At 70.3% G+C, this 23,618-nt stretch carries 23 protein-coding genes; 9 read left to right on the top strand and 14 right to left on the bottom strand.

Annotation, left to right across the window (positions count from 1 at the left end):
* Positions 1-233: 233 nt before the first annotated feature.
* The 5 genes from IF64_RS0110545 to pcaH form a co-directional block, all read right to left on the bottom strand.
* Entirely contained in the window at positions 234-1,424 is a 1,191-nt protein-coding gene (locus IF64_RS0110545) for a 4-hydroxybenzoate 3-monooxygenase (protein ID WP_030531877.1), read from the bottom strand.
* A complete protein-coding gene (gene pcaC, locus IF64_RS0110540) occupies positions 1,421-1,798 on the bottom strand; it encodes a 4-carboxymuconolactone decarboxylase (RefSeq protein WP_030531876.1) in 378 nt (125 codons plus the stop codon). The genes IF64_RS0110545 and pcaC overlap by 4 nt, the downstream gene beginning before the upstream one ends.
* 111 nt (positions 1,799-1,909) lie before the next feature.
* A complete protein-coding gene (locus IF64_RS0110535; protein WP_036876252.1) occupies positions 1,910-3,094 on the bottom strand; it encodes a lyase family protein in 1,185 nt (394 codons plus the stop codon).
* On the bottom strand, positions 3,091-3,648 hold the full coding sequence (gene pcaG, locus IF64_RS0110530) for a protocatechuate 3,4-dioxygenase subunit alpha (RefSeq protein WP_030531874.1): 558 nt from the start codon (positions 3,646-3,648) through the stop codon (positions 3,091-3,093). The genes IF64_RS0110535 and pcaG overlap by 4 nt, the downstream gene beginning before the upstream one ends.
* Positions 3,641-4,387, bottom strand: coding sequence for a protocatechuate 3,4-dioxygenase subunit beta (pcaH, locus tag IF64_RS0110525; RefSeq protein WP_030531873.1), 747 nt, complete (start codon positions 4,385-4,387; stop codon positions 3,641-3,643). Before pcaH ends, pcaG begins: the two co-directional genes overlap by 8 nt.
* Positions 4,388-4,475: 88 nt before the next feature.
* Between pcaH and IF64_RS0110520 the strand changes: the two genes are divergently transcribed.
* Together IF64_RS0110520 and IF64_RS0110515 are read left to right on the top strand one after the other, a co-directional pair.
* Positions 4,476-5,246 (top strand): IclR family transcriptional regulator, encoded by a 771-nt coding sequence (locus IF64_RS0110520; RefSeq protein ID WP_030531872.1) that lies wholly within the window; start codon positions 4,476-4,478, stop codon positions 5,244-5,246.
* 210 nt (positions 5,247-5,456) lie between these two features.
* Positions 5,457-6,539, top strand: coding sequence for an AbrB family transcriptional regulator (locus IF64_RS0110515; RefSeq protein ID WP_169741937.1), 1,083 nt, complete (start codon positions 5,457-5,459; stop codon positions 6,537-6,539).
* On the opposite strand, the gene IF64_RS0110510 is transcribed toward IF64_RS0110515, so the two are convergent.
* Positions 6,519-7,586 (bottom strand): PQQ-dependent sugar dehydrogenase, encoded by a 1,068-nt coding sequence (locus IF64_RS0110510; protein ID WP_051757702.1) that lies wholly within the window; start codon positions 7,584-7,586, stop codon positions 6,519-6,521. The genes IF64_RS0110515 and IF64_RS0110510 overlap by 21 nt on opposite strands.
* 179 nt (positions 7,587-7,765) lie before the next feature.
* On the opposite strand from IF64_RS0110510, the gene IF64_RS0110505 reads away from it, so the two are divergent.
* Positions 7,766-8,062 (top strand): hypothetical protein, encoded by a 297-nt coding sequence (locus IF64_RS0110505; protein ID WP_030531869.1) that lies wholly within the window; start codon positions 7,766-7,768, stop codon positions 8,060-8,062.
* A gap of 95 nt (positions 8,063-8,157) precedes the next feature.
* Here the strand turns inward: IF64_RS0110505 and IF64_RS0110500 are convergent, their stop codons facing one another.
* Positions 8,158-8,934: an IclR family transcriptional regulator gene (locus IF64_RS0110500; RefSeq protein ID WP_048807793.1), complete on the bottom strand. Its 777-nt coding sequence runs from the start codon at positions 8,932-8,934 to the stop codon at positions 8,158-8,160.
* 133 nt (positions 8,935-9,067) lie between these two features.
* On the opposite strand from IF64_RS0110500, the gene IF64_RS0110495 reads away from it, so the two are divergent.
* The 3 genes from IF64_RS0110495 to IF64_RS0110485 are packed head-to-tail and all read left to right on the top strand — an operon-like array spanning position 9,068 to position 12,098.
* Positions 9,068-10,423 (top strand): RraA family protein, encoded by a 1,356-nt coding sequence (locus IF64_RS0110495; RefSeq protein ID WP_030531867.1) that lies wholly within the window; start codon positions 9,068-9,070, stop codon positions 10,421-10,423.
* A gap of 57 nt (positions 10,424-10,480) precedes the next feature.
* On the top strand, positions 10,481-11,824 hold the full coding sequence (locus IF64_RS0110490; RefSeq protein WP_030531866.1) for a TRAP transporter large permease subunit: 1,344 nt from the start codon (positions 10,481-10,483) through the stop codon (positions 11,822-11,824).
* Between the two features lie 19 nt (positions 11,825-11,843).
* Positions 11,844-12,098: a hypothetical protein gene (locus IF64_RS0110485; protein ID WP_030531865.1), complete on the top strand. Its 255-nt coding sequence runs from the start codon at positions 11,844-11,846 to the stop codon at positions 12,096-12,098.
* A gap of 6 nt (positions 12,099-12,104) precedes the next feature.
* Here IF64_RS0110485 and IF64_RS0110480 read toward each other — a convergent pair whose 3' ends face one another.
* On the bottom strand, positions 12,105-13,127 hold the full coding sequence (locus IF64_RS0110480; protein ID WP_036876250.1) for a LacI family DNA-binding transcriptional regulator: 1,023 nt from the start codon (positions 13,125-13,127) through the stop codon (positions 12,105-12,107).
* A gap of 296 nt (positions 13,128-13,423) precedes the next feature.
* Between IF64_RS0110480 and IF64_RS0110475 the strand changes: the two genes are divergently transcribed.
* On the top strand, positions 13,424-14,677 hold the full coding sequence (locus IF64_RS0110475; RefSeq protein ID WP_030531863.1) for an MFS transporter: 1,254 nt from the start codon (positions 13,424-13,426) through the stop codon (positions 14,675-14,677).
* Between the two features lie 47 nt (positions 14,678-14,724).
* On the opposite strand, the gene IF64_RS0110470 is transcribed toward IF64_RS0110475, so the two are convergent.
* The 6 genes from IF64_RS0110470 to IF64_RS0110445 form a co-directional block, all read right to left on the bottom strand.
* Complete coding sequence (locus IF64_RS0110470; RefSeq protein WP_030531862.1) at positions 14,725-16,134, bottom strand: rhamnulokinase; 1,410 nt, start codon at positions 16,132-16,134, stop codon at positions 14,725-14,727.
* Entirely contained in the window at positions 16,131-18,221 is a 2,091-nt protein-coding gene (locus tag IF64_RS0110465) for a bifunctional rhamnulose-1-phosphate aldolase/short-chain dehydrogenase (RefSeq protein WP_084705777.1), read from the bottom strand. Before IF64_RS0110465 ends, IF64_RS0110470 begins: the two co-directional genes overlap by 4 nt.
* Entirely contained in the window at positions 18,218-19,384 is a 1,167-nt protein-coding gene (gene rhaI, locus IF64_RS0110460) for an L-rhamnose isomerase (RefSeq protein ID WP_030531860.1), read from the bottom strand. The genes IF64_RS0110465 and rhaI overlap by 4 nt, the downstream gene beginning before the upstream one ends.
* Positions 19,384-19,743: an L-rhamnose mutarotase gene (locus IF64_RS0110455; protein WP_030531859.1), complete on the bottom strand. Its 360-nt coding sequence runs from the start codon at positions 19,741-19,743 to the stop codon at positions 19,384-19,386. Before IF64_RS0110455 ends, rhaI begins: the two co-directional genes overlap by 1 nt.
* Complete coding sequence (locus IF64_RS0110450) at positions 19,740-21,041, bottom strand: MFS transporter (RefSeq protein WP_036876247.1); 1,302 nt, start codon at positions 21,039-21,041, stop codon at positions 19,740-19,742. Before IF64_RS0110450 ends, IF64_RS0110455 begins: the two co-directional genes overlap by 4 nt.
* Before the next feature lie 92 nt (positions 21,042-21,133).
* Positions 21,134-22,138: a LacI family DNA-binding transcriptional regulator gene (locus tag IF64_RS0110445; protein ID WP_030531857.1), complete on the bottom strand. Its 1,005-nt coding sequence runs from the start codon at positions 22,136-22,138 to the stop codon at positions 21,134-21,136.
* A gap of 264 nt (positions 22,139-22,402) precedes the next feature.
* Between IF64_RS0110445 and IF64_RS0110440 the strand changes: the two genes are divergently transcribed.
* On the top strand, positions 22,403-23,053 hold the full coding sequence (locus IF64_RS0110440) for a GyrI-like domain-containing protein (protein ID WP_246134691.1): 651 nt from the start codon (positions 22,403-22,405) through the stop codon (positions 23,051-23,053).
* A 162-nt stretch (positions 23,054-23,215) separates the two neighbouring features.
* Positions 23,216-23,614 carry an Atu4866 domain-containing protein gene (locus IF64_RS28205; RefSeq protein WP_425468424.1) on the top strand — a complete coding sequence of 133 codons (399 nt, stop codon included), beginning with the start codon at positions 23,216-23,218 and terminating at the stop codon, positions 23,612-23,614.
* Positions 23,615-23,618 lie beyond the last annotated feature (4 nt).

The raw sequence follows: 23,618 nt of genomic DNA, 5'->3' as shown, positions 1-23,618 counted from the left end.
GTCAACGCCCGTCCCGGTGGCCGGTGGGGGTGTACGCCCTGCGTACCGGTCCGAAGTGGAGGAATCCGGCGATTGGCCCGGAGTCGCCGTGCATCCGACGCTCCGGCCCGGTTTCCTGGCCAAGTACGAACATCTCCACGCGGGCCTGGGATACGACCCGGGCGGGATTCGACGCCGCGCTGTCCACCCGGTTGATCGTGATGCCCACGCGCACGTGGGGGTGGTGAGCCGAGTCAGCGCGCGGGCCAGCCGGTGTAGGCCTCGGCGAGGTAGGTCGCACCGGCGGTGGACCGCACCACCGAGCGCAGTTCGGCCACCTGACGGCGGAGGTCGAACTCGTCGGCTCCCGGACCGCGGTGCAACATCGCGGTCATCCAGTAGGAGAAGTGCTGGGAACGCCACACCCGATCCAATGCGCGCCGGGTGTACTCGTCGAGCACGTCGTCGTCCTTCGTGGCCAGGGCCCGTTCGAGTACCTCGGCGAGCACGGCGGCATCGGCGAGCGCGAGATTGAGGCCTTTCGCTCCCGTCGGCGGAACGGTGTGCGCGGCGTCTCCGGCTAGCACCATGGCACCGTGGCGCATCGGCTCCACGACGTTGCTGCGGAAGCGGAGCACCGATCGGTCGATGATCGGACCCTCGACCAGCTCGTGTCCGTTGGCGCCGACCCGCGCCTGCAGCTCTGTCCAGATGCGATCGCCGGACCAGTCATCGACGTCGGTGTCGGGATCGCACTGGAAGTACATCCGCTGGGTGGTCTCGGTGCGTTGGCTGATCAACGCGAATCCGCGATCGGAATGGTTGTAGATCAGTTCCGGTGCGCTTTTCGGTGCCTCGCAGAGGATTCCGAACCAGGCGTACGGATACTCCTTGCGGTACTGCCGGACCTCGGAGGCCGGGATCTGGTGCCGGCACAGACTGTGCGAGCCGTCGGCGCCGACGAGGTAGCGGCATCGGATCTCGTGGGCGCGTCCGTCGGCTCCGGTGAACCGGATCGCGGGGCGGGTGGTGGTGACGTCGTGCACGGTCGTGTCGCGGACACCGAAGCGCACGTCCGCACCGGCCGCGGCGCGGGCGTCGGCGAGGTCGGCGAACACCTCCGTCTGCGGGTACAGCCACACCGACGCGCCGGCCAACTCCTGGAAGTCGATGCGGTGCACCTCGCCGCCGAAGGCCAGGCAGGTGCCGTGGTGCCGATCGCCTTCGGTCAACACCCGCTGCGAGACGCCGGTCTCGCTGAGCATCCGGACGCTGTCGGCCTCCAGAATGCCCGCTCTCGCGGTGCGTTCGATGTCGGCGCGCTCGCGGTGGTCGACGACGACCGAGTCGATGCCGCGGAGGGCGAGCAGATGCGAGAGCATGAGCCCGGCCGGACCGCCGCCGACGATGCCGACCCGGGTCGTGGTGATCTCCGGTGCGGTCATGCCTGGTCGGCCTCGGCGAGAACCCGCCGCGCGACGGCGAATCCGTGGTTGGCGGTGGGAACGCCGCAGTACACCGCGCTCTGCAGGATGACCTCGCCGATCTCGTCACGGGTCAGGCCGTTGCGCAGGGCCGCGCGCACGTGCATGGCGAACTCGTCCCAGTGGCCGCGGGCGAGCAGTGCGGTGAGCACCGCGACGCTGCGCATGCGCCGGTCGAGTCCCTGGCGGGTCCACACGCTGCCCCACGCGTACCGCGTGATCAGGTCCTGGAAGTCCTCGGTGAAGGCGTCCTTGGCCGCTTCGGCCCGGTCGACGTGATCGTCGCCGAGTACCTCGCGGCGCACCCGCATCCCGTCGTCGTAGCGATCGGCCATGGCATCTCCCGTCGGACTCGTCGTGGTGGATCGTGCTGGATCGTGCTGGAGTGGTCGTGGTCGTGTGCTCGTCGTGCCTGGCGGTGGGGCTCGTGCGGTCGGCGGGCCTGGTCAGCCGCGGTGCCGGTCGAGGACGGCGTCGACGAAGCGGCCCGCGGCGCCGAGGTAGTCGCCGGGGTCCCCGGTTCCGCCGCGTTCGGCGAGCAGCTCGTCCGCGGCGGCATCGACGTGTGCGCGCATCGCGGCGACGTCGACCTCGAGGCCGCCGACGAGGTCGGCTGCCTGCGATGCGCCCGTGGCGGTCAGGTTCAGCAACCGGCGCAGTGTGGGCCATTCGGCGTGCCACGCGCCGTCGGGGCGTTGGTCGACGGCCTGCGCGGCCGCCAGGTGCAGGGTGGCGCCCAGCTGCGGAGCCTGCAGCGCCGCACCGCGGATCAGGACCGACAGCACCGGATTCCGTTTGTGCGGCATGGTCGACGACCCGCCGCGTCCACCGGCGGTGCCCTCCCGGACCTCGCCGATCTCGGGCCTGCCGAGCACGGTGACGTCGGTGGCGATCACCCCGGCCGCATCGCACACGCCGACCAGTGCGTCACCGACGTCGGTGATGGGGCGGCGGCGGGTGTGCCAGGGCAGGGAGGGCCACTGGAGATCGAGTTCGCCTGCGAACGCACGGGCGGTCGCGATCGGATCGGCGGCCAGTTCGCCGGTCAGCGACAGCGTTCCCGCCGCGCCGCCGCACTGCACCGGAAGGGCGCTCGCGCGCGCGGCGACCGCGTCGCGGGCGTCGAGTACACCCGCCAGCCACTGCGCGGCTACCAGACCGAACGTCACCGGAACGGCGTGCTGGGTGAGCGTGCGGCCCGGCATGACGTCGTCGCGGTGCCGCGCCGCGAGCGCGGCCAGGTGGCCGGCCGCTGTCGTGAGATCGCCGCCGATTCGGCGGAGTGCGGAGCCTGCCACCAGCATGAGCGCGGTGTCGAGCACGTCCTGGCTGGTCAGTCCACGATGGACGGCGCGGGCGAGCCGCTCGTCGTCCACGGCCCGCCGCAGGGCCGCCACGAGCGGTACCACCGGGTTTCCCGAGGACTCCGCCTCGCGGGCCAGCTCGCCGACGTCGAGGCGTGCGACGGTGAGCGCACGCGCGATGCGCTCGGCCTCGCCGGCGTTCAGGTCGCCGGTCGCGGCCAGGGCGCGCACCCACGCGATCTCGACCCGCCGCAGCGCACCGGCCACGGCGTCGTCGTCGGTGAGTTCGGTGCCGCGGTGGGCGCCCGGTTCGAGCAGGCCACTCATCGGTCGTGTCCGGGGAACGTCAGGAACACCGTCTCGTGCTCGCCCTGCAGCCGGATGTCGTGCCGAAGGCCGCCGTCGGCCTCGCGCACCGCGACGAGGGTGGCGCGGCGCTCCTCGGGCAGCTCACTGAGCACCGGGTCGGTCTCGAGGCCGGGTGCGGGCACGTAGATGCGGGTGAACAGCCGGTCGAGCAGGCCGCGGGCGAAGACCGTGACCGCGAAGTACGCGGCCGCGCCCGCGCGCGCAGGCGCCGGCTCGACGGTCGTGAAGGCGTAGCGGCCCGCCGTGTCGGTGGCCGCCCGTCCCCAGCCGGTGAACCGGCCGTCCCGGTGCAGCGAACCCTCCGATCGGGCAATGCGCCCCGCGGCGTCGGCCTGCCGGAGTTCGAGGAGCGCATCCGGCACGGGCTCGCCCGCACCGTCGTAGACCGTGCCGTGCAACCGGATGCTGCCCGCCGATCCGGGAGGGGACAGTCGCGGACCGTCGTCGTAGGGCAGTGCGTAGTGGAAGAACGGGCCGACGGTCTGGCCCGGCGTCGGGGCGAGGTCAGACATGCTCGTCCTCCATCGGTGTCGCGTGCGCCCCGGTGAGCACGATGTCCCAGCGGTATCCGGTGGCCCACTCGTGGGTCGTCAGGTCGTGGTCGTACGTGGCGATCAGCCGTTCGCGGGCCTTCTCGTCGGTGATCGACTGGTAGATGGGGTCGAACGGGAACAGCGGGTCGCCGGGGAAGTACATCTGCGTCACGAGTCGCTGCGTGAACTCGTGGCCGAACAGCGAGAAGTGGATGTGGGCCGGCCGCCAGGCGTTGTGGTGGTTGCGCCACGGATAGGGCCCCGGCTTGATCGTGGTGAAGCGGTAGCGGCCCTCGTCGTCGGTCAGACACCGGCCCGCGCCGTGGAAGTGCGGGTCGAGGGGCGCCGGGTGCTGATCGCGTTTGTGCACGTATCGCCCCGCGGCGTTGGCCTGCCAGATCTCGACCAACTGGTGGCGTACCGGGCGACCGTCGGCATCGAGGACCCGGCCCGTGACCACCATCCGTTCGCCGATCGGTTCGCCCTGCGGGTGCAGGGTCAGATCCGCCTCGGTGGGGTCTACATCGGACTGGCCGAACACGGGTGCCGAGAGCTCGACGTCCTCGGGATCGGCGGCCAGCGGGAGCTTGGTCGGGTGTCGGAGTACCGAACTGCGGTACGGGGCGAAGTCCAGCCAGGTCCGGGTCTCACCGGGTTCGGCCTCGGCGTGGATCCGGGCGATCTCGTCGGAGATGGACCGCTGCGTTGCGGGCGTCATGGGCCACATCGTGCTCGGAGATCACGGCGGGGGCTAGGGTTGACTTTCACTCAGTGAAAACCGTCGGGTGGGCGATCGGAGGGTGAGCATGGCGGGCAACGTGTCCACACCCGGCGCCACCGTGGTGTCGCGGGCGCTGGCGGTGCTGTACGCGTTCGACAACGGACATCGCAGACTCGGCGTCGCCGAGGTGGCGCGCCGCACCGGGCTGCCGGCGCCGACGGTGCACCGCCTGTTGCGTGAGCTCGCGGCGGGCGAAGCACTGACCCGCGGCGACGACGGCAGATACGTGATCGGCAGGCGGCTGTGGGACGTCGGCAGGCTGGCCCCCGAACAGACCGAACTGCAGCAGGTGGCCTCGCCGTTCCTCAGCGACATCCACGCGGCCACCCGCGCGACCGTGCACCTGGCCGTACGGGACGGCATGGAGGTGCTGTACCTCGACCGGCTGTCGGGGCGTGCGTCGGTACCGGTCGTCAGCCGTCCCGGATCGCGGCTTCCGCTGCACGCCACGGGCGTGGGCAAGGTGTTGCTGGCCCACGCGCCGGAACAGCTCCGCGACGCATACCTTGCCGCCGACCTGCGTACGCCGACCGTCCACACGATCACCCAGCCGGGGCGTCTGCGCAGACAGCTCGCCGCCGTGCGGCGGGAGGGACATGCCACCACCGAGGACGAGATGACCCTGGGCGCCTGCTCCATCGCCGTGCCGATCGTGCGGACCGCCCCGGGTGCCGCGGGCGGCTCGGAGGTGGTGGCGGCGCTGGGCATCGTCGTGCCGACCCTCAAACGGGAACGCACCCGCCTGCTGACGGCGTTGCACGTCGCCGCGCAGGGAATCGCCCGCAGCCTGCCGTGAGTCCGCCGTGAACGGCCGTGGCAACACCGCGGGCGGGGCTCGGGTCTCCGGGGCGGGTCCTCGCGGGCGTGGGCCCGCCGCGTACGCGCAGCCCGGCGGCGGTCACCGTCCTGCTCTTCCCGTTGCTCGCGGCGAAGCCGGCCGCCGGTGGCCGGACGGGCGATGCCCGCCCGTGATCGCGTCGAGATCGCGCGGCTTACAGTGGGACCAGTGAAGGGGCGAGGGGACGCGCGGGTGCGCGAATGGGCCGTCCTGGTCGTCCTGTTCGGCGTGGCGTCCGCGGTGTTCGCCGTGGCCGGGCTCCCGTCGCCGTATCTGTTCGCCGGGGTGGTCGCAGGCGCGGTCGTGACGCTCACCAGCCGCAGGGACGTCACGTTGCCCAATGTCGGCAGGCGCGCCGGTATGACGGTGATCGGCGTGGCCGCCGGTTCGATGCTCGACGCGGGGTTGTTGCGCACGCTCGCCGCACAACCGGTGTTGCTGCTCTCGGGTGTGCTGCTGACCGTGGTCGTCACGATGGGAATCGGTCAGTTGCTGCGCCTGTCCCCGCACGTGACGGCCTCGACGGCGGTGTTCGCGTCGATCGCCGGTGGTGCCTCCGGGGTGTCGGCCGCCGCGCGTGAGGTGGGCGCCGACGAGGTCATCGTCCTTGCGGTGCAGTACTTCCGCGTGCTGTTCATCCTGCTGACGTTGCCGCTGGTGTCGACCCTGCTCGGCGCGTCGGGCGGGGAGCAGGCCGACCAGTCCACGGGCGACTGGTCGGGCGTGGCGTTCACCGTGGTGGCGCTCGTGGCCGGCTTCGCCGTGTCGAGCGTCGTCCACTTCGCCGCGTCCGGTTTGGTCGTTCCGCTCGTGATCTCCGCGGTGCTGGCCGCGGTGGGCGTGTTCCCGTCGACGCAGACCCCCGAGCCGGTGCTGGCCGTCGGCTACGGCCTGATCGGGGTGATGGTGGGCCTGTCGTTCACCAGGGCGACGCTGCGTCAGCTGGTGCTGCTCATGCCGCTGGTGCTGGTGCAGGTGGTGCTGAGTGTCGCGGTGTGCGCGGTGATCGGCTTCGTGTTCGCCGACATCGCGGGCATCAGCATGCTCGACGGTTACCTGGCGACCACGCCGGGCGGGCTGCCCGCCGTCACGGCGGTCGCGGTCGGGTCGGCCACGAACGTGGGGCTGATCATCGCCATGCAACTGATCCGTGTGTTCATCGCGCTGCTGATGCTGCCCGTGCTGGGCCGCATCGTGCGGGGCAGGAACGAGGGCGGCGGGTCGGGCGCGTCAACCGGGGAGTCTCAGTAGCCGGTCGTCGCCGTCGGCGGGTGAGCCACGGCCGTCGGTGTTGCTCGTGAGCACCCACAGCTCGCCGTCCGGGGTGCGGGCGACGTCGCGCAGCCTGCCGTACTCGCCCTCGAGCAGTTCCTCGGACGAGGACGGGTCGGTCGGGTCCGCGACGGGCACCGTGCGCAGCACTTCTCCGCGCAGGTTCGCGATGTGGATCGTGCCGTCGGCGATCTCGATCCCACTGGGACTCGCCTCGTCGGGCCGCCACTGCTGGACGGGGTCGACGAACCGGTCGTCGCCCGCGATGCCTTCGACCTCCGGCCATCCGTAGTTGCCGCCGGGTTCGATGACGTTGAGCTCGTCCCAGGTGTCCTGGCCGAATTCGGAGGCGAACATCGTGCCGTCGGCCGCCCAGGCGATGCCCTGCGGATTGCGATGCCCGTAGCTGTAGATCGGGGAGCCGTCGAAGGGATTGTCGGCGGGCACGTCGCCGTCCGGCGTGAGGCGGAGGATCGAGCCGGCGGGGGTGTCGAGGTTCTGTGCGTCCTCGCTTACTCCTGCGTCGCCGACGGTGGCGTAGAGCATGCCGTCCGGTCCGAACGCGATCCGGCCACCCGAGTGGTAGGCGGCGGAGGGCAGCCGGTCGATGATCGTGTCGGCCGTGCCGAGCGACAACGAGCCGGGGCGACCGTCCACGGCGAACCGCTGGATCCGGTTGCCGTCGGCTCCTGTCGAGTAGACGTAGAGCCCGTCGCGGTGGGTCGCCAGCCCGAGCAACCCCGACTCGCCGCCGGGTTCGACGCCGTCCACCGTGCCGATCACCCGCGGCTCGCCGCCGGTCAGCTCGAGAATCTGTCCGCTGTCCCTGGCGCTGATCAGCGGTGTGCCGTCGAGGAACGCGATTGACCACGGCACGTCGAGGCCGGTGGCGACCGTCTCGGCCGAGCCGGTGTCCGAGCCGGACGTGGCAGGGGAGCAGGCGGTGACCCCGGCGAGAAGCGTGCCGAGAACCGCCGCCGTGAGCCTGGCAGCGCCGCGAGCGCCCGGAGCGTGCAGAACGGTCATAGCGACGACATTACGGACCGATCCGGCAGGTGGGGAGGGTTCGGACACGACCTGCCCGACCCCGCCGTGCGAGTGCCGGGTCACCCGGCCGGGCGGGGCAGGCGACGTCGACTGGCGGAAATATGCACGAACGCTAATGCTTGCCGTGAGACGTCCGGTATCGACGACGGGTGAGGATTATGACGACGGCACACGCCGAGCACACGGGACACGGCCACGTACACGGCGAGGGATGCGGCCACGTCGCCGTCCCCCACGGCGACCACGTGGACTACGCCCACGACGGACATCTGCACCGCGCCCACGACGGGCACTTCGACGAGTGCGAGCCCTCGGGGCACGACAGCCACGACGCCCACGACCACGTCCACGGCGAGGGATGTGGGCACGTCGCGGTGCCGCACGGCGACCATGTGGACTACGTCCACGACGGGCATCGGCACGCCGCCCACGGCGACCACTACGACGAGCACTGACGCCGCACACGACGACAGGTCTTACGTCCGCGGGCCGGTGAGCGACTCCGTTCACCGGCCCGCGGACGTGTCTACCGCGGTGGTCCGGCCGTCGGTCACTTCGGTGCGGTCGACGGGGTGCGGGCTCCGATCGTGTGCGCCGCCCGCCGCGCTTCGTCGGGCAGGGCCGTGTTCGCGACGTCGGGGAATTCGCCGGTGTTCCCGCTGATACCGATGGAGCCGACGATGCCGTTGCCGCTGTCGACGATCGGGACCGCGACCGCCGTGATCCCGCGTTGACGTTCGTCGATCGACACGGCGTACCCGTTCTTTCGTGCCGCGGCCAGATCGTCGCGGATGTACTCGGAGTCCAGCACCGTGCCGTCGGCGAGAGTGATCGTGCCCAGCCGTGCGACGAGGGTGTCGAGGTCGGTTCGACGGTCGTGGGCCAGGAAGACCTTGCCGGCCGCACCCGGATAGAGCGGCAGTCGTTCGCCGATCGGCAAGGAGTACTGCGGTCGTTGCCCCCGTTCGACGCGGTCGATGAGCACGCGATGGTCCTGCACGCGGACGTACAGGGACACGGTGAAGCCACTGGAGTCGGCGAGCTGCTCCAGCACGGGCCTGGCCACCAGTCGTAGCGGACTGGTGGTCGCGAAGGCGTGGGCCGTCGACAACGCGGCCGGGCCGGCCGTGTATCCGTCCGCGTGTCTGCTCGCGTAACCGTGGTCGGTGAGCACGCCGACGAGGCGCTGCGTGGTGGCGACATGCAGTCCCGACCGGTGGGCGAGTTCTGTCAGCCGCAACGGTCGCTGCGCCAGTTCCAGGACCTTGAGGACCTCGAACGCTCGATGGACCGAGCGCATCGTGCTGCCGGTGCCGGTACTTGCCACGTGCTCGCCTCCTGTCTCGACCCGAAACTATCACTGCATGAGAAGTTTGCTCACATTTCTTGACTCTCCAACTGGGTGCGATCGAGACTCTCGTTTAGTGATTGTAGTTATCACACTATGAGAAGGATGATCGATGAGGATCGCGGTGCTCGGTCTGGGTGAGGCCGGAACCATCTATGCGGAAGGCTTCGCCCGCAGTGGCGCCACCGTCGCCGGCTTCGACCCCGTGGTGTCGTCCACACCGGACGGCGTGGTGCGCGCGGCTGGTGTGGACGACGCTGTCCGCGGCGCCGATGTGGTGCTCAGTCTCGTGACAGCCGAACACGCGGTCGGCGTGGCGCGCGAGGCGCAGGCGTATTTGGGGGCGTCGGCGATCTACGCCGACCTCAACGCGGCGTCCCCACAGCGGAAATCGGAGGTGGCGGCGGCTCTGGGCGAGGCGCAGGATCGCTGCGTGGACGTGGCCGTCATCGGATCGGTACCGACGTTCGGCGCCAGGACGGCGCTCGTGATCTCCGGCGCTGCGGCCGAGGAAGCCGCGGAGGTATTCCGGGCGCTCGGGGCCGACGTGGATGCCATCGGCGGACGGCCCGGGGACGCCTCGCGTCGGAAGATCCTCCGCACCGTCTTCATGAAGGGACTCGGGGCGATCATCACCGAGGCCGTCGACGCAGGAGAGGCCGCGGGCGAGAGCGCGTGGGTCCGGCGCCAGATCGCCGCGGAGCTGGCCGGGGGAGAGACGGCACTCGACCGGCTCGACCGCGGCACCCGCAAACACGCCCGTCGGCGGGCGCACGAGTCCGAGGCAGCCGCCGACCTCGTCGCCTCTCTCGGCGTGGTCCCGACGCTCGCCACCGCTACCGCCGATCGGCATCGCGCCTTGACCGGCCAGCCCGCGCGCGATCTGGGGGCACTCCTGGATGCGTACTCCACAGTCCCGACGGCCGCGATCGGTGACGCGCGCGACCGGCTGGGTGTCGTCGACCCTCGGATTCGTGCGATGTGCCCCGGCAGTCACATCGCGGGCCGCGCACTGCCCGTCACCTGCAGGCCCGGTGACAACAAGGGCATTCATGAGGCCCTCACGGTGAGCCGTCCCGGGGACATCCTGGTCGTCAACGGGGGAGGCGACGCCTCCCGGGCCCTCATGGGTGAACTCATCGCACACCGCGCGATCAACCGCGGAGTCCGCGGCATGGTGATCGACGGAGCCGTGCGCGACGTGGAAGCACTGCAGGAGGCGGATTTCCCCGTGTGGGCAGTGGGCCGCTCGCCCGCTGGCCCCTACAAGTCCGGCCCGTTCCGCCTCGAGGGCCGTGCGGCGATCGGGGGAGTCGTGGTGCATCGCGGCGACATCGTCGTGGCCGATGGGGACGGCGTGATCGTCGTTCCGGTGGCCGAGGCCGAACGCGTGCTCGCAGGCGCGCGTGCCGTCCTCGACGACGAGGCGTCCCGGCACACCGCGATCCTCGCCGAACGCGGCCGCTGACCGGCGGCGCCGACCTTCTCCCACACCCCGCTCCACCGTCGAAGAGGGGACGTCCCCATGCCCACAGGGCTCATCGCACTCGGCGCGTTCATCGCCGTCATCATCGGCTGGAATGTGATCCTCAAACGCAACATGGGCGAAGCCATGCTCGTCGGCTTCGTCGTGACCGCATGTTTCGCGGGCTCGGATGCGCCGAGCGCCGCCGTCGCGGGCATGTTGGGGGCGCTGGACGAAGAAGTGCTGTACGCGGCCATCGCCTTCGTCTTCATGGCGTACGTCGTCGACCGGACCGGAGTCATCCAGCGTCTGCTGGAGATCCTCAACTCCGTGGTCGGCCGCGTGCGTGGCGGCCCCGCGCTCGTCGACACGGCAGGATCGGCCGCGATGGGAGCGCTGTCGGGATCCAACTCCGGCAACACGGCAGCCACCGGCGCGTTCACCGGTCCGTGGATGGTGCGGTCCGGCTGGTCGCCGACCCGCAGCGCAACGGTGATGGCGGGCAACGGAGGGCTCGGCGCCGCCATGCCGCCCAGTACCTCCATGGTCATCATGATCGGATTCGCGGGGTCACTGGTGACCACGGGCGAGATCTACCTGGCACTGCTGACCGCAGGCATTTACCAGGTGATCTGGCGCGTGCTGCTCATCGCCTACTTCGTCCGCAAGGACGGGATCAGCAGGACGCCGGACGAACGGTTGCGTCCGTTGCGCCAGGCCCTGCACGAGGGTGGCACCGCATTGCTGGTCGTGCTCGGGGCGCTCGTGCCGATCGTGCTCACCGTCGGTCCCCTCGGCGACCTGCTCATGCGCCCCGAACTGCTCGGTGCATCGCTCGAGGACATCTCGATCCTCACGTGGATCCCCATCCTCGTGACGGCGCTCGCCCTGGTGGTGGGCCGTCGCACGTTGCCGAGAAGTGTCGGCGCCTGGGGCGACTGGTTCGCCGAGGCCATGCCGCGCTTCTCGAGCATCGGCGCCCTGCTGTTCTTCGCCGTCTCGTCGAGCGAGGTGCTCGGCGAACTCGGGCTGGCCGATGACATCGACGCCATCCTCAACGGTCTCCAGCTGAACAAGTACGTCATGGCTCTCGTGGTCGCGATCCTCGTCGCGGTGGTCGCCGGGCCGCTGTCGTCCACCGCCACCCTGACCGCCGTCGGACAGGTGTCGCTGCTCGCGCTGATCTCCGTGGGGGTGGACCCCGTACTGGCCGTGACGGCGATTCTCGTGTTCGCCTCGACCGAAGGGGCTTCCCCGCCCGTGTCCGGGTCGATCTTCGTCGCAGCAGGGTTGACCGGCGCGAAACCGGAGAAGATGTTCCTGCCGCTGATCGGTTACTTCATGATCCCCGTCCTGGTGATCGGCTGTCTGATCGCGTGGGGCTTCCTCCCCGTCCTCGGCTGACCGTCCTGAAAGGAACTCCGTGACCAGCACCGTGAAGCTCCGTGCGCGCACCCTCTGTCGTCGCGTGTTCACCGGCACGCTCCTGCTGTTCCTGGCGATGGCGTGCGTGTTGGTCGGCACCCAGCTCGTCGGGGTCGTCCTCATGCAGCCCGGCCTCGTGAGCTGGGGGTCGGACGTGCTGCTGACCCCGTGCATCACCGCTGCCGTCGTCTTCGGGGTGGTGGCGTTCGTCAGTGCGTACGTCATGCCTGCCGAGGCCGCGGGTGGTGACTGATCCACCTCACGCCGGGGCGGCGGTGCTGCCCCGCGGGGTGAGGATCGGTTTCAGCACCACGTCCTTGGTGGCGGTGCGCTGGTCGTCGAGCCGTTCCGCGCACGCCTGCACCGCGAACTCCGCCATCTCCGTCGCGTCCTGCCTGATCGTCGTGAGATCCACATAGGACAGGCAGGCGGTGCGGCTGTCGTCGTAGCCCACGATCGACACGTCCTCCGGGCAGCGCACGCCGGCGCGGCCCAGCGTGTGCATCAGCCCCTCGGCGCAGCTGTCGTTCGCGGCGAACACCGCGGTCGGCATCTCGGATCGCCCGAGCAGCTCCCGTGCGGCGCGTGCTCCGGACTCCTCGGTGTAGTCGCCGGGCAGCACCTCGGTGTGCTCGGCCAGGCCGTGTTCGCGCATCCGGTCGCGGTAGCCGGCACGCCGGTCGGCGGACCCCGGCAGTGCCGCACCGTCGACGTGCACGATGCGGCGGTGTCCGAGCTCCACCAGGTGATCGACCGCCAGCTTCGCGCCGTCGACGTCGGCCACCCGCACGCTGTCGATCCCCGGCGCACCCGTGTGCTGGCCGATCTCCACCACCGGAACCTGTTCAGCCACCTTCGTCAGGTGGGCGGGCGACTCGATCGACAGACCGATGAGGATCACGGCCTCGCACCGCAGCCCGAGCAGTTCGTCGACCGCCTTCCGCACACCCCGCGTCGGCAGGATGGCGCCCAGCACGATGCTGTAGTCGAGCCTGGCCGCCGTGGCGTAGAGCCCCTCGATCACCAACGGGTCCAACGAGTGCTCCATGGTGAACAGCACGCCGAGCTGGCGGCTCCGGGCGCGGCGCAGCAGCTGTGCAGCCGTGTCGGCGTGGAATCCGAGGTCCTCGGCCACGCGCAGGACGTGTTCGCGCGTGTGCGCGTTGGGGCCGGGCTTGTCACCGAGCACCAGCGACACGGTCTGCCGGGACACGCCCGCCCGCGCGGCGACGTCCGACATCGTGGGTCGCCTGGTGGCGTCGCTGCCCTCCGACCGCGGCATTCGTCTCTCCTGCTCCGAGCGCGTGTGCCGGGGATGCTACCGACGCGCCCGCCCGCCGGAACCGCGCGGCACCCCGGCGAGGCAGATCACACGGTCTCGACTTGAACGATCCCGACCGGTCCTGCGATCCTGGATTTGGCACGTGCCAAACAGCTCACGACGCCGAGAGCTCCGTTGCCGTCGCCGCATCCCTCCACTCGCCGTATCCACCCCGCCGTGCCTACACCGCCGTGCCTACACCGTCGTGCCCACGTCGTCGTAGTCCACGTCGTCGTATCCAGGAAAGGTCCTGCCCTATGGCTTTGGCGTTGTGCGCTCTCGCGCTCGGAGCGTTCGCCATCGGCACCACCGAGTTCGTGGTCATGGGCCTGCTGCCACAGGTGGCGGGCGGCCTCGACGTGTCCGTGTCCACCGCGGGCAACCTGATCTCCGCCTACGCGCTCGGCGTCGTGGTCGGCGCACCGCTGCTGACCGCGCTGGCCACGAGGCTGGGACGGAAGCAGGCGCTGTTGGCCTTCCTCGGCCTGTTCGTACTGGGCAACCTCGCGACCGTGCTCGTGCCCGGCTACGGCGCGGTGTTCGCCTCGCGGGTCGTCGCCGGGCTGCCGCACGGTGCCTACCTCGGTGCGGCCAGTCTCGTCGCGGCACAGCTCGTCGACCCCACCCGTCAGGCCACGGCCGTCGCGCGGGTGCTGATGGGACTGACGGTCGCCAACATCGTCGGTGTGCCCGCGGGCACGTTCCTCGGGCAGGTCTTCGGCTGGCGCGCTGCGTTCCTGGTCGTCGCGGTACTGGGCCTGGCGGCCGCAGCGGGCGTCGCGGCGTTCGTACCGGTGATGGCGAAACCCGAGGGCATCGGCCTGCGCAGGGAGGTCGTCGCACTCGGCCGCAAGCAGGTCGTGCTGGGCCTGACCACCGCGGTGTTCGGGTTCGCCGGGGTGTTCGCCGTCTACAGCTACATCTCGCCGATGCTGACCGAACTGGCGGGCATGGGCGACGGTGCGGTCCCGGTCGTGCTCGCGCTGTTCGGCGTCGGCATGACGGCGGGGTCGTTGATCGTGGGGCCGCTCGCGGACCGTGCGTTGCGCCCGACGATCTACGGTTCCCTGGCGGCGTTGGCCGTCGTGCTCGTGATGTTCCGGTTCGCGATCGAGGCGCCGTGGTCGGCGGTGATCATGGCCGTCGTGCTCGGTGCCGTCGGTTTCGGCGTCACCGCGCCGCTGCAGGTGCTGATCATGCGCAAGGCCGGGGACGCGCCGACACTCGCGGCCGCCTCGAACCACTCGGCGTTCAACCTGGCCAACGCCGGGGGAGCGTGGCTCGGTGGCGTCGGCATCAGTGCCGGACTCGGCTACGCCTCGCCCGCACTCATCGGCGCCGTGCTGGCCGTGGTCGGCCTGGGGATCGCGCTCGCCGCCGGTGCGATCGACCGCGACCGGACGGAGGATTCCGGGCAGGCAGCCGAGCCCGCGGCATCCGGCGGCGCCGAGCACACCGACACCGTGGGAGCCGCCGAACCGGTGGAGGCCGTGGCCGAGCGCGTCTGCTGACGCCGGCGGCAGCGCCGGTCGAGCGGTGCCCGGCCGGCGTTGCCGCCTCACGACGGTTGGTACGTCTCCAGGGCGTGGGTGCGGCGAACGAGGTCGCGCAGGTCGTCGAGTCCACCGTGGACCAAGCCGGCCGCACGTGCCTGCACCAGCACGTTGCCGGTGGCCGTCGCCTCGACGGGGCCGGCGACCACCGGCCTGCCGGTACGTTCGGCGGTGAGCCTGCACAGCAGCGTGTTGCGGCAGCCACCGCCGACGATGTGCACGACCGACACCGTCCGGCCGGTGAGTTTCTCGGCCTCGGTGATCGTGCGGGCGTAGGCCTGCGCCAGGCTTTCCAGGATGCATCGGGTGAACTCGGCGCGGGTGCGGGGGACCGGTTCGTCGTGTTCGGACAGCCACGCCGCGATCCGTGCCGGCATGTCACCGGGCGGCAGGAAACGCTCGTCGTCGGTGTCGAACACCGGAACCCTGCCCGGCGGGACGTCCGCTGCTTCGGCGAGCAGTGCGGGCAGGTCGACGTCCACGCCCTCGGAGCGCCACTGCGCGACGGACTCGTCGAGCAGCCACAGTCCCATGACGTTGTGCAGGTAACGGATCCGGTCGTCCACCCCGCGTTCGTTGGTGAATCCCGCAAGCCGCGACTCGTCCGACAGGATGGGCTCGTCGAGTTCGACGCCCACCAGCGACCACGTGCCGCACGAGATGTAGGCGAACGACTCGTCGGCCGCGGGCACGGCCACCACCGCCGAGGCCGTGTCGTGCGAACCGACCGCGGTGACCGGAATCGGCGGCCCTCCCGCCACGGCGGTGTCGCCGATGCGTTCCCCCGGCGATACCAGCGGTGCGAACAGGGACGACTCGAACCCCAGCCGTTCGAGCAGTTCCGTGTTCCACGCACGTCCGTCGGTGGTGAGCAGTCCGGTGGTCGAGGCGTTGGTGCGTTCGGCCACCTCGGCACCGGTGAGCCAGTGCGCCAGCAGATCCGGCAGGAGCAACAGCCGGTCGGCGACGTCGAGCAGCCCGGCGCGCCGCTCGGCGGCCAGCTGGAACACGGTGTTGAACGGCAGGTGCTGGAGTCCGTTGTGCCGGTACAGCTCCTCGGGTCCGACGACGGCGTGCACGTCGCGGACGCCGGCTGCGGTGCGGTCGTCGCGGTAGTGATACGGGATCCCGAGCAGGGAGCCCGACCTCAGCAGTCCGTAGTCGACCGCCCACGAGTCGATGCCCACGCTCGCCACGTCGTCGCATCGACGCGTGGCATCGGCGATGCCGGAGCACACGTTCCGGTACAGCTCCAGGACGTTCCAGTGCAGACCGTCCGGAATGGACACCGGAATGTTGTCGAACCGGCGCACGGTCTCGATCCGCAACGCGTCCGGGCCGACGTGGCCCACCATGACCCGCCCGCCGGAGGCGCCCAGATCGACGGCGGTGACGCTGCCAGCGGCGCCCGTCATCGCAGGAACGCCGCCGCGACGCCGGCATCCACCGGAACGTGCAATCCCGTGGTGTGGCTCAGATCGCCACCGGTCAGCGCGAACACCGCGTTCGCCACGTGCTCGGGCAGCACCTCGCGTTTCAGCAGCGTGCGCTGAGCGTAGAACGCGCCCAGTTCCGACTCGGGAACGCCGTAGACCTTCGCCCGTTCGGCGCCCCACCCGCCGGCGAAGATGCCGCTGCCGCGGACCACGCCGTCGGGATTGACGCCGTTGACCCGGATGCCGTACTGGCCGAGCTCGGCGGCCAGCAGCCGGACCTGGTGGGCCTGGTCGGCCTTCGTCGCCGAGTAGGCGATGTTGTTGGGCCCGGCGAACACGCTGTTCTTCGAGACGATGTAGACGATGTCCCCGCCCATGTCCTGCGCGATGAACACCTCGGCGGCGGCGCGGCTGACGAGGAACGAGCCCTTCGCCATGACGTCGTGTTGGCGGTCCCAGTCCTCGGCCGTGGTCTCCAACAGCGGCTTCGACAGCGACAACCCCGCGTTGTTGACCACCAGGTCGATGCCGCCGAAGGCGAGGACCGCCTCCCGGACGGCGGCGGCGATCCCCGCCTCGTCGGTGACGTCGGCGTGCAGACCGACGGCGACATCGGACGAACCGAGTTCGGCCGCCGCCGCGGTGGCCTTGTCGGCGTCGAGGTCGGCGAGCACGACGTTGGCACCCTCGCGGGCCAGCCGCTCCGCGGTGGCCTTGCCGATCCCGGAGGCCGCGCCCGTGACGAGCGCGATGCGCGTCGCGAGTGGCTTCGGCGCAGGCCGCCTGCGCAGCTTCGCCTCCTCGAGTTCCCAGTACTCGATGCGGAACTTCTCCGACTCGTCGATCGGCCGGTAGCTCGACAGTGCCTCGGCACCGCGCATCACGTTGATCGCGTTGACGTAGAACTCGCCCGCGACGCGTGCGGTCTGCTTGTCCCCGCCGAAGCTGAACATGCCGACGCCGGGCACGAGCACGATCGCCGGGTCGGCTCCGCGCATCGGCGGTGAGTCCTCGGTCGCGTACCGGTGGTAGTAGTCGGCGTAGTCCTGCCGGTAGCGGGCGTGCAGCTCGCGCAGCCGCTCCACGCACTCGTCGATCGGCGCCGATGCGGGCAGGTCCAGCACGAGCGGCTTGACCTTCGTACGCAGGAAGTGGTCCGGGCAGCTCGTGCCGAGCTCGGCCAACCGCGGGTGCTCGGCGCGCGCGAGGAAGTCCAGCACCTCGTCACTGTCGGTGAAATGGCCGACCTGCCTGCGGTCGGTGCTCGCCAGGCCGCGGATCACGGGCGCGAGCGCGGCGGCCTTGTTCCGCCGTTCCTGCTCGGGCAGCGGGGCGTAGCCGTCCAGGACGGGACCGAACGGTTCCGGCCTGCCGTGCTCGGCGATGTAGGCCGCGGCGGTGTCGATCATCCACAGCGAGTTGCGTTCGCACTCCTCGCTCGTCGCGCCCCACGCCGTGATGCCGTGGCCGCCGAGGACGACCCCGACGGCGTCCGGGTTGTCCCGTTTGACGTCGGCGATGTCCTGGCCCAGCTGCCAGCCCGGCCTGCGCCACGGCACCCACACGACGGCACCGCCGAAGATCTTCTCGGTCAACGCGGGGCCGTCGGCGGCGGTCGCGATCGCGATGCCGCTGTCCGGATGCAGGTGGTCCACGTGGTCGGCCTCCACGAGACCGTGCATGGCCGTGTCGATCGACGGCGCTGCTCCGCCCTTGCCGTGGAGCGTGTAGTCGAAGGCGGCGACCATCTCGTCCTCGCGGTCGAGGCCGGGATACACCTCGCGCAGCGCGCGCAGCCGGTCCAGCCGCAGCACCGCAAGGCCCTTCTCGGTCAACGTACCGAGATCACCACCGGATCCCTTGACCCACAACAGGTCGACGGGCCGTCCGGTGACCGGGTCGAGGTCGGTGCCCTTCGCCGAGGCGTTGCCTCCGGCGAAGTTGGTGTTCTTCGGGTCGGATCCGAGCCGGTTGCTGCGTGCCAGCAGATCGGCGACGACGGAATCGGGGTTGGTCACGATGTTCTCCTTCACCTGCGAACGGTCCGGGGTGGATCGGCCGGTCATGCGCCCCAGCCCGCCTGGGTGCCGCCGACCCGCTCCTGCTCCAGTCGCCGCTGGTGGCCGGACTCGGCGTAGGCGCGCATCGGGTCGGCGGGCAGGCCGCGCGCGGCCCGCCACTGTGCGAGCTCGCCGCGGACGTCGGTCTGGAACGCGTCCATGAGCACCTCGTTGGCGCCGAGGACGTCGTGGTCGGCCTGCGCCTTCTCCAGCGCGGCTCGGTCGACCATCAGCGCCCGCGCGGTCATCTCCTGGACGTTGAGCACCGAACGGATCTGGCCGGGGATCTTGTCCTCGACGTTGTGGCACTGGTCGAGCATGAACCGCACCGGCGACCCCTCGTCGAGGCCACCGCCCACCACGACCTCGTGGAGGATGCGGAAGAGCTGGAACGGGTCGGCCGCGCCGACGATGAGGTCGTCGTCGGCGTAGAACCGGGAGTTGAAGTCGAACGACCCGAGCCTGCCGAGGCGCAGCAGCTGCATGACGATGAACTCGACGTTCGTGCCGGGGGCGTGGTGCCCGGTGTCCAAACACACCAGTGCGCGATCGCCGAGTGCGCTGACGTGGGCGAGCGAGGTGCCCCAGTCGGGCACGTCGGTGTGGTAGAAGGCCGGTTCGAAGAACTTGTACTCGAGCACCAGCCGCTGGTGCGGTGCGAGCCGCTCGTAGATCGTGGCGAGGGACTCGGCGAGGCGGTCCTGCCTGGCCCGCAACGAATCCTGTCCCGGGTAGTTGGTGCCGTCGGCGAGCCAGATCTTCAGATCCGTCGAACCGGTCGCGTGCATGATGTCGATGCAGCGCAGGTGGGCGTCGATGGCCTTCTGCCGGATGCGCGCGTCGGAGTGGGTGAGGCTGCCGAACTTGTAGTCCTCGTCCTGGAACGTGTTCGAGTTGATCGTCCCGAGCGCGATGCCGAGGTCGGCGGCGTGGCGGCCGAGCGCGGCGTAGTCGTCCACCGTGTCCCACGGGATGTGCAGCGCCACGGTCGGCGCGAGACCCGTGAGCTCGTGCACCTTCGCGGCGTCGGCGATCTTCTCCTCGGGAGTGCGCGGAGTACCCGGAGTGCCGAAGACCTTGAACCGCGTGCCCGAGTTGCCGAAGGCCCAACTCGGCAATTCGATCGCCTGCCGCGCGAGTGTCGGGGTGATGTCGGAGAACTGGGGCATCAGGTGTGCGTCCCTTCGTGCGTCGGGTCGGTACCGGAAAGCTGGTCCTCCAGGTGGAAGACCTCCTGGAGCACGGTGGCGGTCTGGTCGGCGCGGCCGTCACCGACGAAGAACTCGCTCATCTCGGCCTCCCACCGTGCGGCGACCTCCGAGCGAGCGAGGTAGGCGTCCGCGCGCTCCACCGACTCGGTCTCGTAGTAGCCGATGAGCAGGCCGTCCTCGCGCAGGAACAACGAGTAGTTCCGTCTGCCCGCCGCCTCGATCTCCCTGAGCATCTCGGGCCACACCGCGGCGTGCCGCCTGCGGTACTCGTCGAGCCGGTTCGGGTCGACCTGGAGCTGGAAGCACACCCTGATCACGACCGCACCGCCAGATCGCCCTCGGGAGGCTGGGTTCCGTAGCGTTCGTCCTCGATGTCGCGCAGCGTCCTGCCCTGCGTGTTGGGTGCGCCGATCGTGCCGACGAGCAGCGCGACCACGAGCAGCGCGAGGATGATCACGCCGACGCCCTTGAGCCCCAGGTGGGTCAGCATCATCGGGAACCAGACGCTGAGTAGTCCGACGACCACCCGCGCGGCCAGGAACAGCACACCCTGTGCGCTGGCGCGGTACTGGGTGGCGAACAGCTCGCTGGTCCACAGGCCGTAGAACGCCTGCGCACCGATACCGGACGACACACCCCAGCCGATCGCGAAGAACAGCAGCGTGCCCGTGCCGGGCGGGGCGTAGATGAGTGCCGCCCAGGCGAGGATGCCGAGCAGAGCGCCGGAGAAGTAGAGCCAACGCCTGCTGACCCGGTCGGCCAGGAGCATGAAGCCGAGATAGGTCGCCAGGCTCGTGCAGCCCCACACGACCACCTGGAGCAGGTACTGCTGGGTGACCTCGGTGAAGCCGGCTGCGTCGTAGACCCGCGGCTGGAAGATGCCCGCTTGGCCGGCCACGGCGTTCCACAGTGCGTAGACGCCGAACAGGAACAGCATCGCGGTGATGTTGACGCGTTTGGTGAGCAGGCCCCGCAGGCTGGCCAGGAAGGTGACGCGCTGACCGGAGTTGGCACGGTTGGTCCAGATCTCCGACTCCGCAAGGCCACGGCGGACCCACCACGTGACGGCGGCGACGACGAACAGGTGGGCGAAGATGATCCTGCTGCCGAGCAGTCCGAGCGGTTCGAGGGCGGCGGCCAGCAGGTACCCCATCATGGGGCCGATCGACCACGCCAGCTGTGCGGTGCCGACGTGCGCGGCCCTGCGGTCGGCCGGTGCCTCCTCGGCGATGTAGGTCCACGACGCCGTGACGCCGGCGCCCACCGCGATACCGGTGAGGACGAACGCGGTGAGCAGCATGGCGAACGACGTGGCGAACACCGCCAGCAGCGAGCCGAGCATGAACAGCAGCAGGTCGTAGGTGTAGATGAACTTTCTGCCGTACCGGTCGCAGAGGGGACCGCCGATGGCGGCGCCCGCCGCCGCACCGAACGCGTTGGCGCTCAGCGAGGCGAGCAGTCCGACCGCGAGGTCGTCCAGCCCGAAACTCTGCTGCCAGAGGCTCAGGCTCGTCGCGATCGCGATGATCGAGCCCGCCTCGATGTAGTTCGACATGGCCACCGCGATCGTCGCTCGCCAGCCTGTCGTGCGTCGTGCGCCCACTCGGACCGTCATTGGTCCTCCCGCTTCAGCCGCCGTTGGTTGAATCGTTTTAACGGACGATAGGGGACCACGAACGTGGGAACAAGAGCGGGTGCGAATCCGGGTCAGCGACGGGTGAGGCTCGATCGCCGGACGACCAGTTCGGGGGTGAACTCGACGTTGTGGTGCGCGTGCGGTTCGTCGCCCGAGATCTCGCGGACCAGCAGTTCGGTCGCCGTCGCGCCCATCTGCGTGGCGGGCTGGCGGACCGAGGTGAGCGGTACCGCGGCGGCTGCGGCGAAGTCGATGTCGTCGTAGCCGACGAGCGCGATGTCGTCGGGGACCCGGATGCCCGCGGCGACCAGTGTCTGCAGCACTCCGAGAGCGATGAGATCGTTGGCGCAGAACACGGCGGTCGGCCGAGGGCTCCGGCCCAGCAGGCGGGAGCCCGCGTCGCGACCCGCCTCGACGTCGAGGCGTTCGGTCTCGACGACGGTCAGGGCGCCGGGGTCGACGCCGGCGTCGGTCAACGCGAGCAGGGCGCCGTCGCGTCGGTCACGGCACTGGTTCAGGGACATGGGCCCGCTGAGGTAGGCGATGTCGCGGTGGCCCTGTTCCAGCAGGTGGCCGACCGCGAGCCGGCCGCCTGCGACGTCGTCGACCGACACCGAGCAGGCCTCGTCGCCGGAGGCGACGCGGTCGAGGAAGACGTAGGGGATGCCGTGTCTGCGCAGCAGCGACAGCGACGGGGTCGAGCTTTCGGTGGGCGTGACCAGGACACCGCGGACGCGCTGCTCGGCGAACAGTCCGAGGTAGAACTCCTCGGCGGCGAGGTCCTGCGAGCTGTCGCAGAGCATGACGCCGAGCCCGTCGGCGCGCGCGGCCTGTTCGGCGCCGTGCGCCATGCCCACGAAGAACGGGTTGCGCATGTCCAGCACGAGCAGACCCAGGATGCGGCTGCTGCCTGCGCGCAGTTGACGTGCGGATTCGCTGCGCACGTAGCCGAGTTTCTCGACGGCGCGCAGCACGCGGGCGTGCGTGTTGGGGGACAGCAGCTCGGGGTGGTTGAGCGCGTTCGACACCGTGGCCACCGACACGTCCGCCTCGCGGGCGACGTCCTTGATGCGCACTCCCGGGGAACGGTTATCGGATCGGCCGGCCAATCCCGCTCCCGCCGACGGGGCCGCGGTGGCCGCTGTGGCCACGTCGCGTACCGATGGATCCGTTCATGATCGCACCCTAACGCACTTGAATCGTTTTCACGGTGGTGGCGCGCCGAGGAAGCGGATGTCAAGTCCGAACCGCTCACTGTGGACGGTGGTTGCCGAGATGTCGGGCGGGCTGGCCGGCGATGTGGACACAATGGCACCGGGTCGGGTTGACGGTGGGCGGAGATGACGGTGCTGGCGGTGATGACGGTGATGGCGGGGAAGGTCGACTTCAAGAAGACGCTGGAGGCGTATCGCGCGCGGCGGAATCGCTTCGACGTGATCGACGTCCCCGAACTGCGGTACCTCATGGTCGACGGACACGGCGACCCGAACGGTTCGCCGCTGTTCACCGGTGCCGTTGAGGCGTTGTATCCGGTGGCGTACGCACTGAAGTTCGCCAGTAAGACCGAGCTCGGACGGGACTACGTCGTGATGCCGCTGGAAGGTCTGTGGTGGGCCGACGACATGACGGCGTTCACGACCGCGCGGGACAAGCACCGGTGGCAGTGGACACTCCTGCTCATGGTTCCGGAGTGGACGGACGAGGCGGCTTTCGATGCAGCGGTCGGCAAGGTCGCTGCGAAGGGCAGGACCGCGCGGGTGCGCGATGTCCGCATGGGAACGCTCATCGAAGGCCGGTGCGTGCAGACACTGCACGTCGGCCCCTTCGACGAGGAGGCAGGCGTGCTCGCCCGAATGCACCACGAGGTGATCCCCGAGGCAGGACTGCGCATGACCGGACCCCACCACGAGATCTACCTGACCGACCCGCGCAGAACCTGTCCGGAGAAGCAACGCACCATCCTGCGCCAACCCGTGGAGGAGATCCGCTAGCCGCGAGGCAGGGTGTGGTGCTCCTGGGATCACCGGGGCCTGGATGGCGTCGACGGTTCGGGTCACGGTCGACGTATGAGAACGATTCGCCGTTCTGCGGCGGTCTGTCTGGCCGCGGTCATCGCGGCCGGATGCGCCGCCGGTTCACCGCACCGTGCCGCCGTGTCCACCACGGCGGAAGACTCCAGGCTCGAAGGGACGACGATGAACGACCCAACACCCGGCGGCTCAGCACCCGACGGCTCAACACCCCAGGCTCCGACAACCGACGACCCGGCGCGGCCGGACCCCGGGCATCCCTACGTGGGGATGTGGGTCACCGCAGATGGGCACATCCGGCAGGAGTTGCTGCCCGACGGTCGCTACGACGAGGCACGTGGCGCTCGGCAGAGCGCCTACACCGGTCGATACCGGGTCGCGGGCGAACGTATCGAGTACCGCGACGACACCGGGTTCAGCGCCGACGGCGAGTTCGACGGCGACGTGTTGCACCACGGGGGCTACGTCTTCTATCGCGAGGGCAGTCCGGCGCACCGGCGTGCCGTCGACGGCGCTTCGTGATCGC

It is taken from the genome of Prauserella rugosa (genome assembly GCF_000719975.1).
GTDB lineage: Bacteria > Actinomycetota > Actinomycetes > Mycobacteriales > Pseudonocardiaceae > Prauserella > Prauserella rugosa.
Note: the sequence above shows the minus strand (reverse complement) of the source record. Positions and strands in the feature narration are given on the sequence as shown.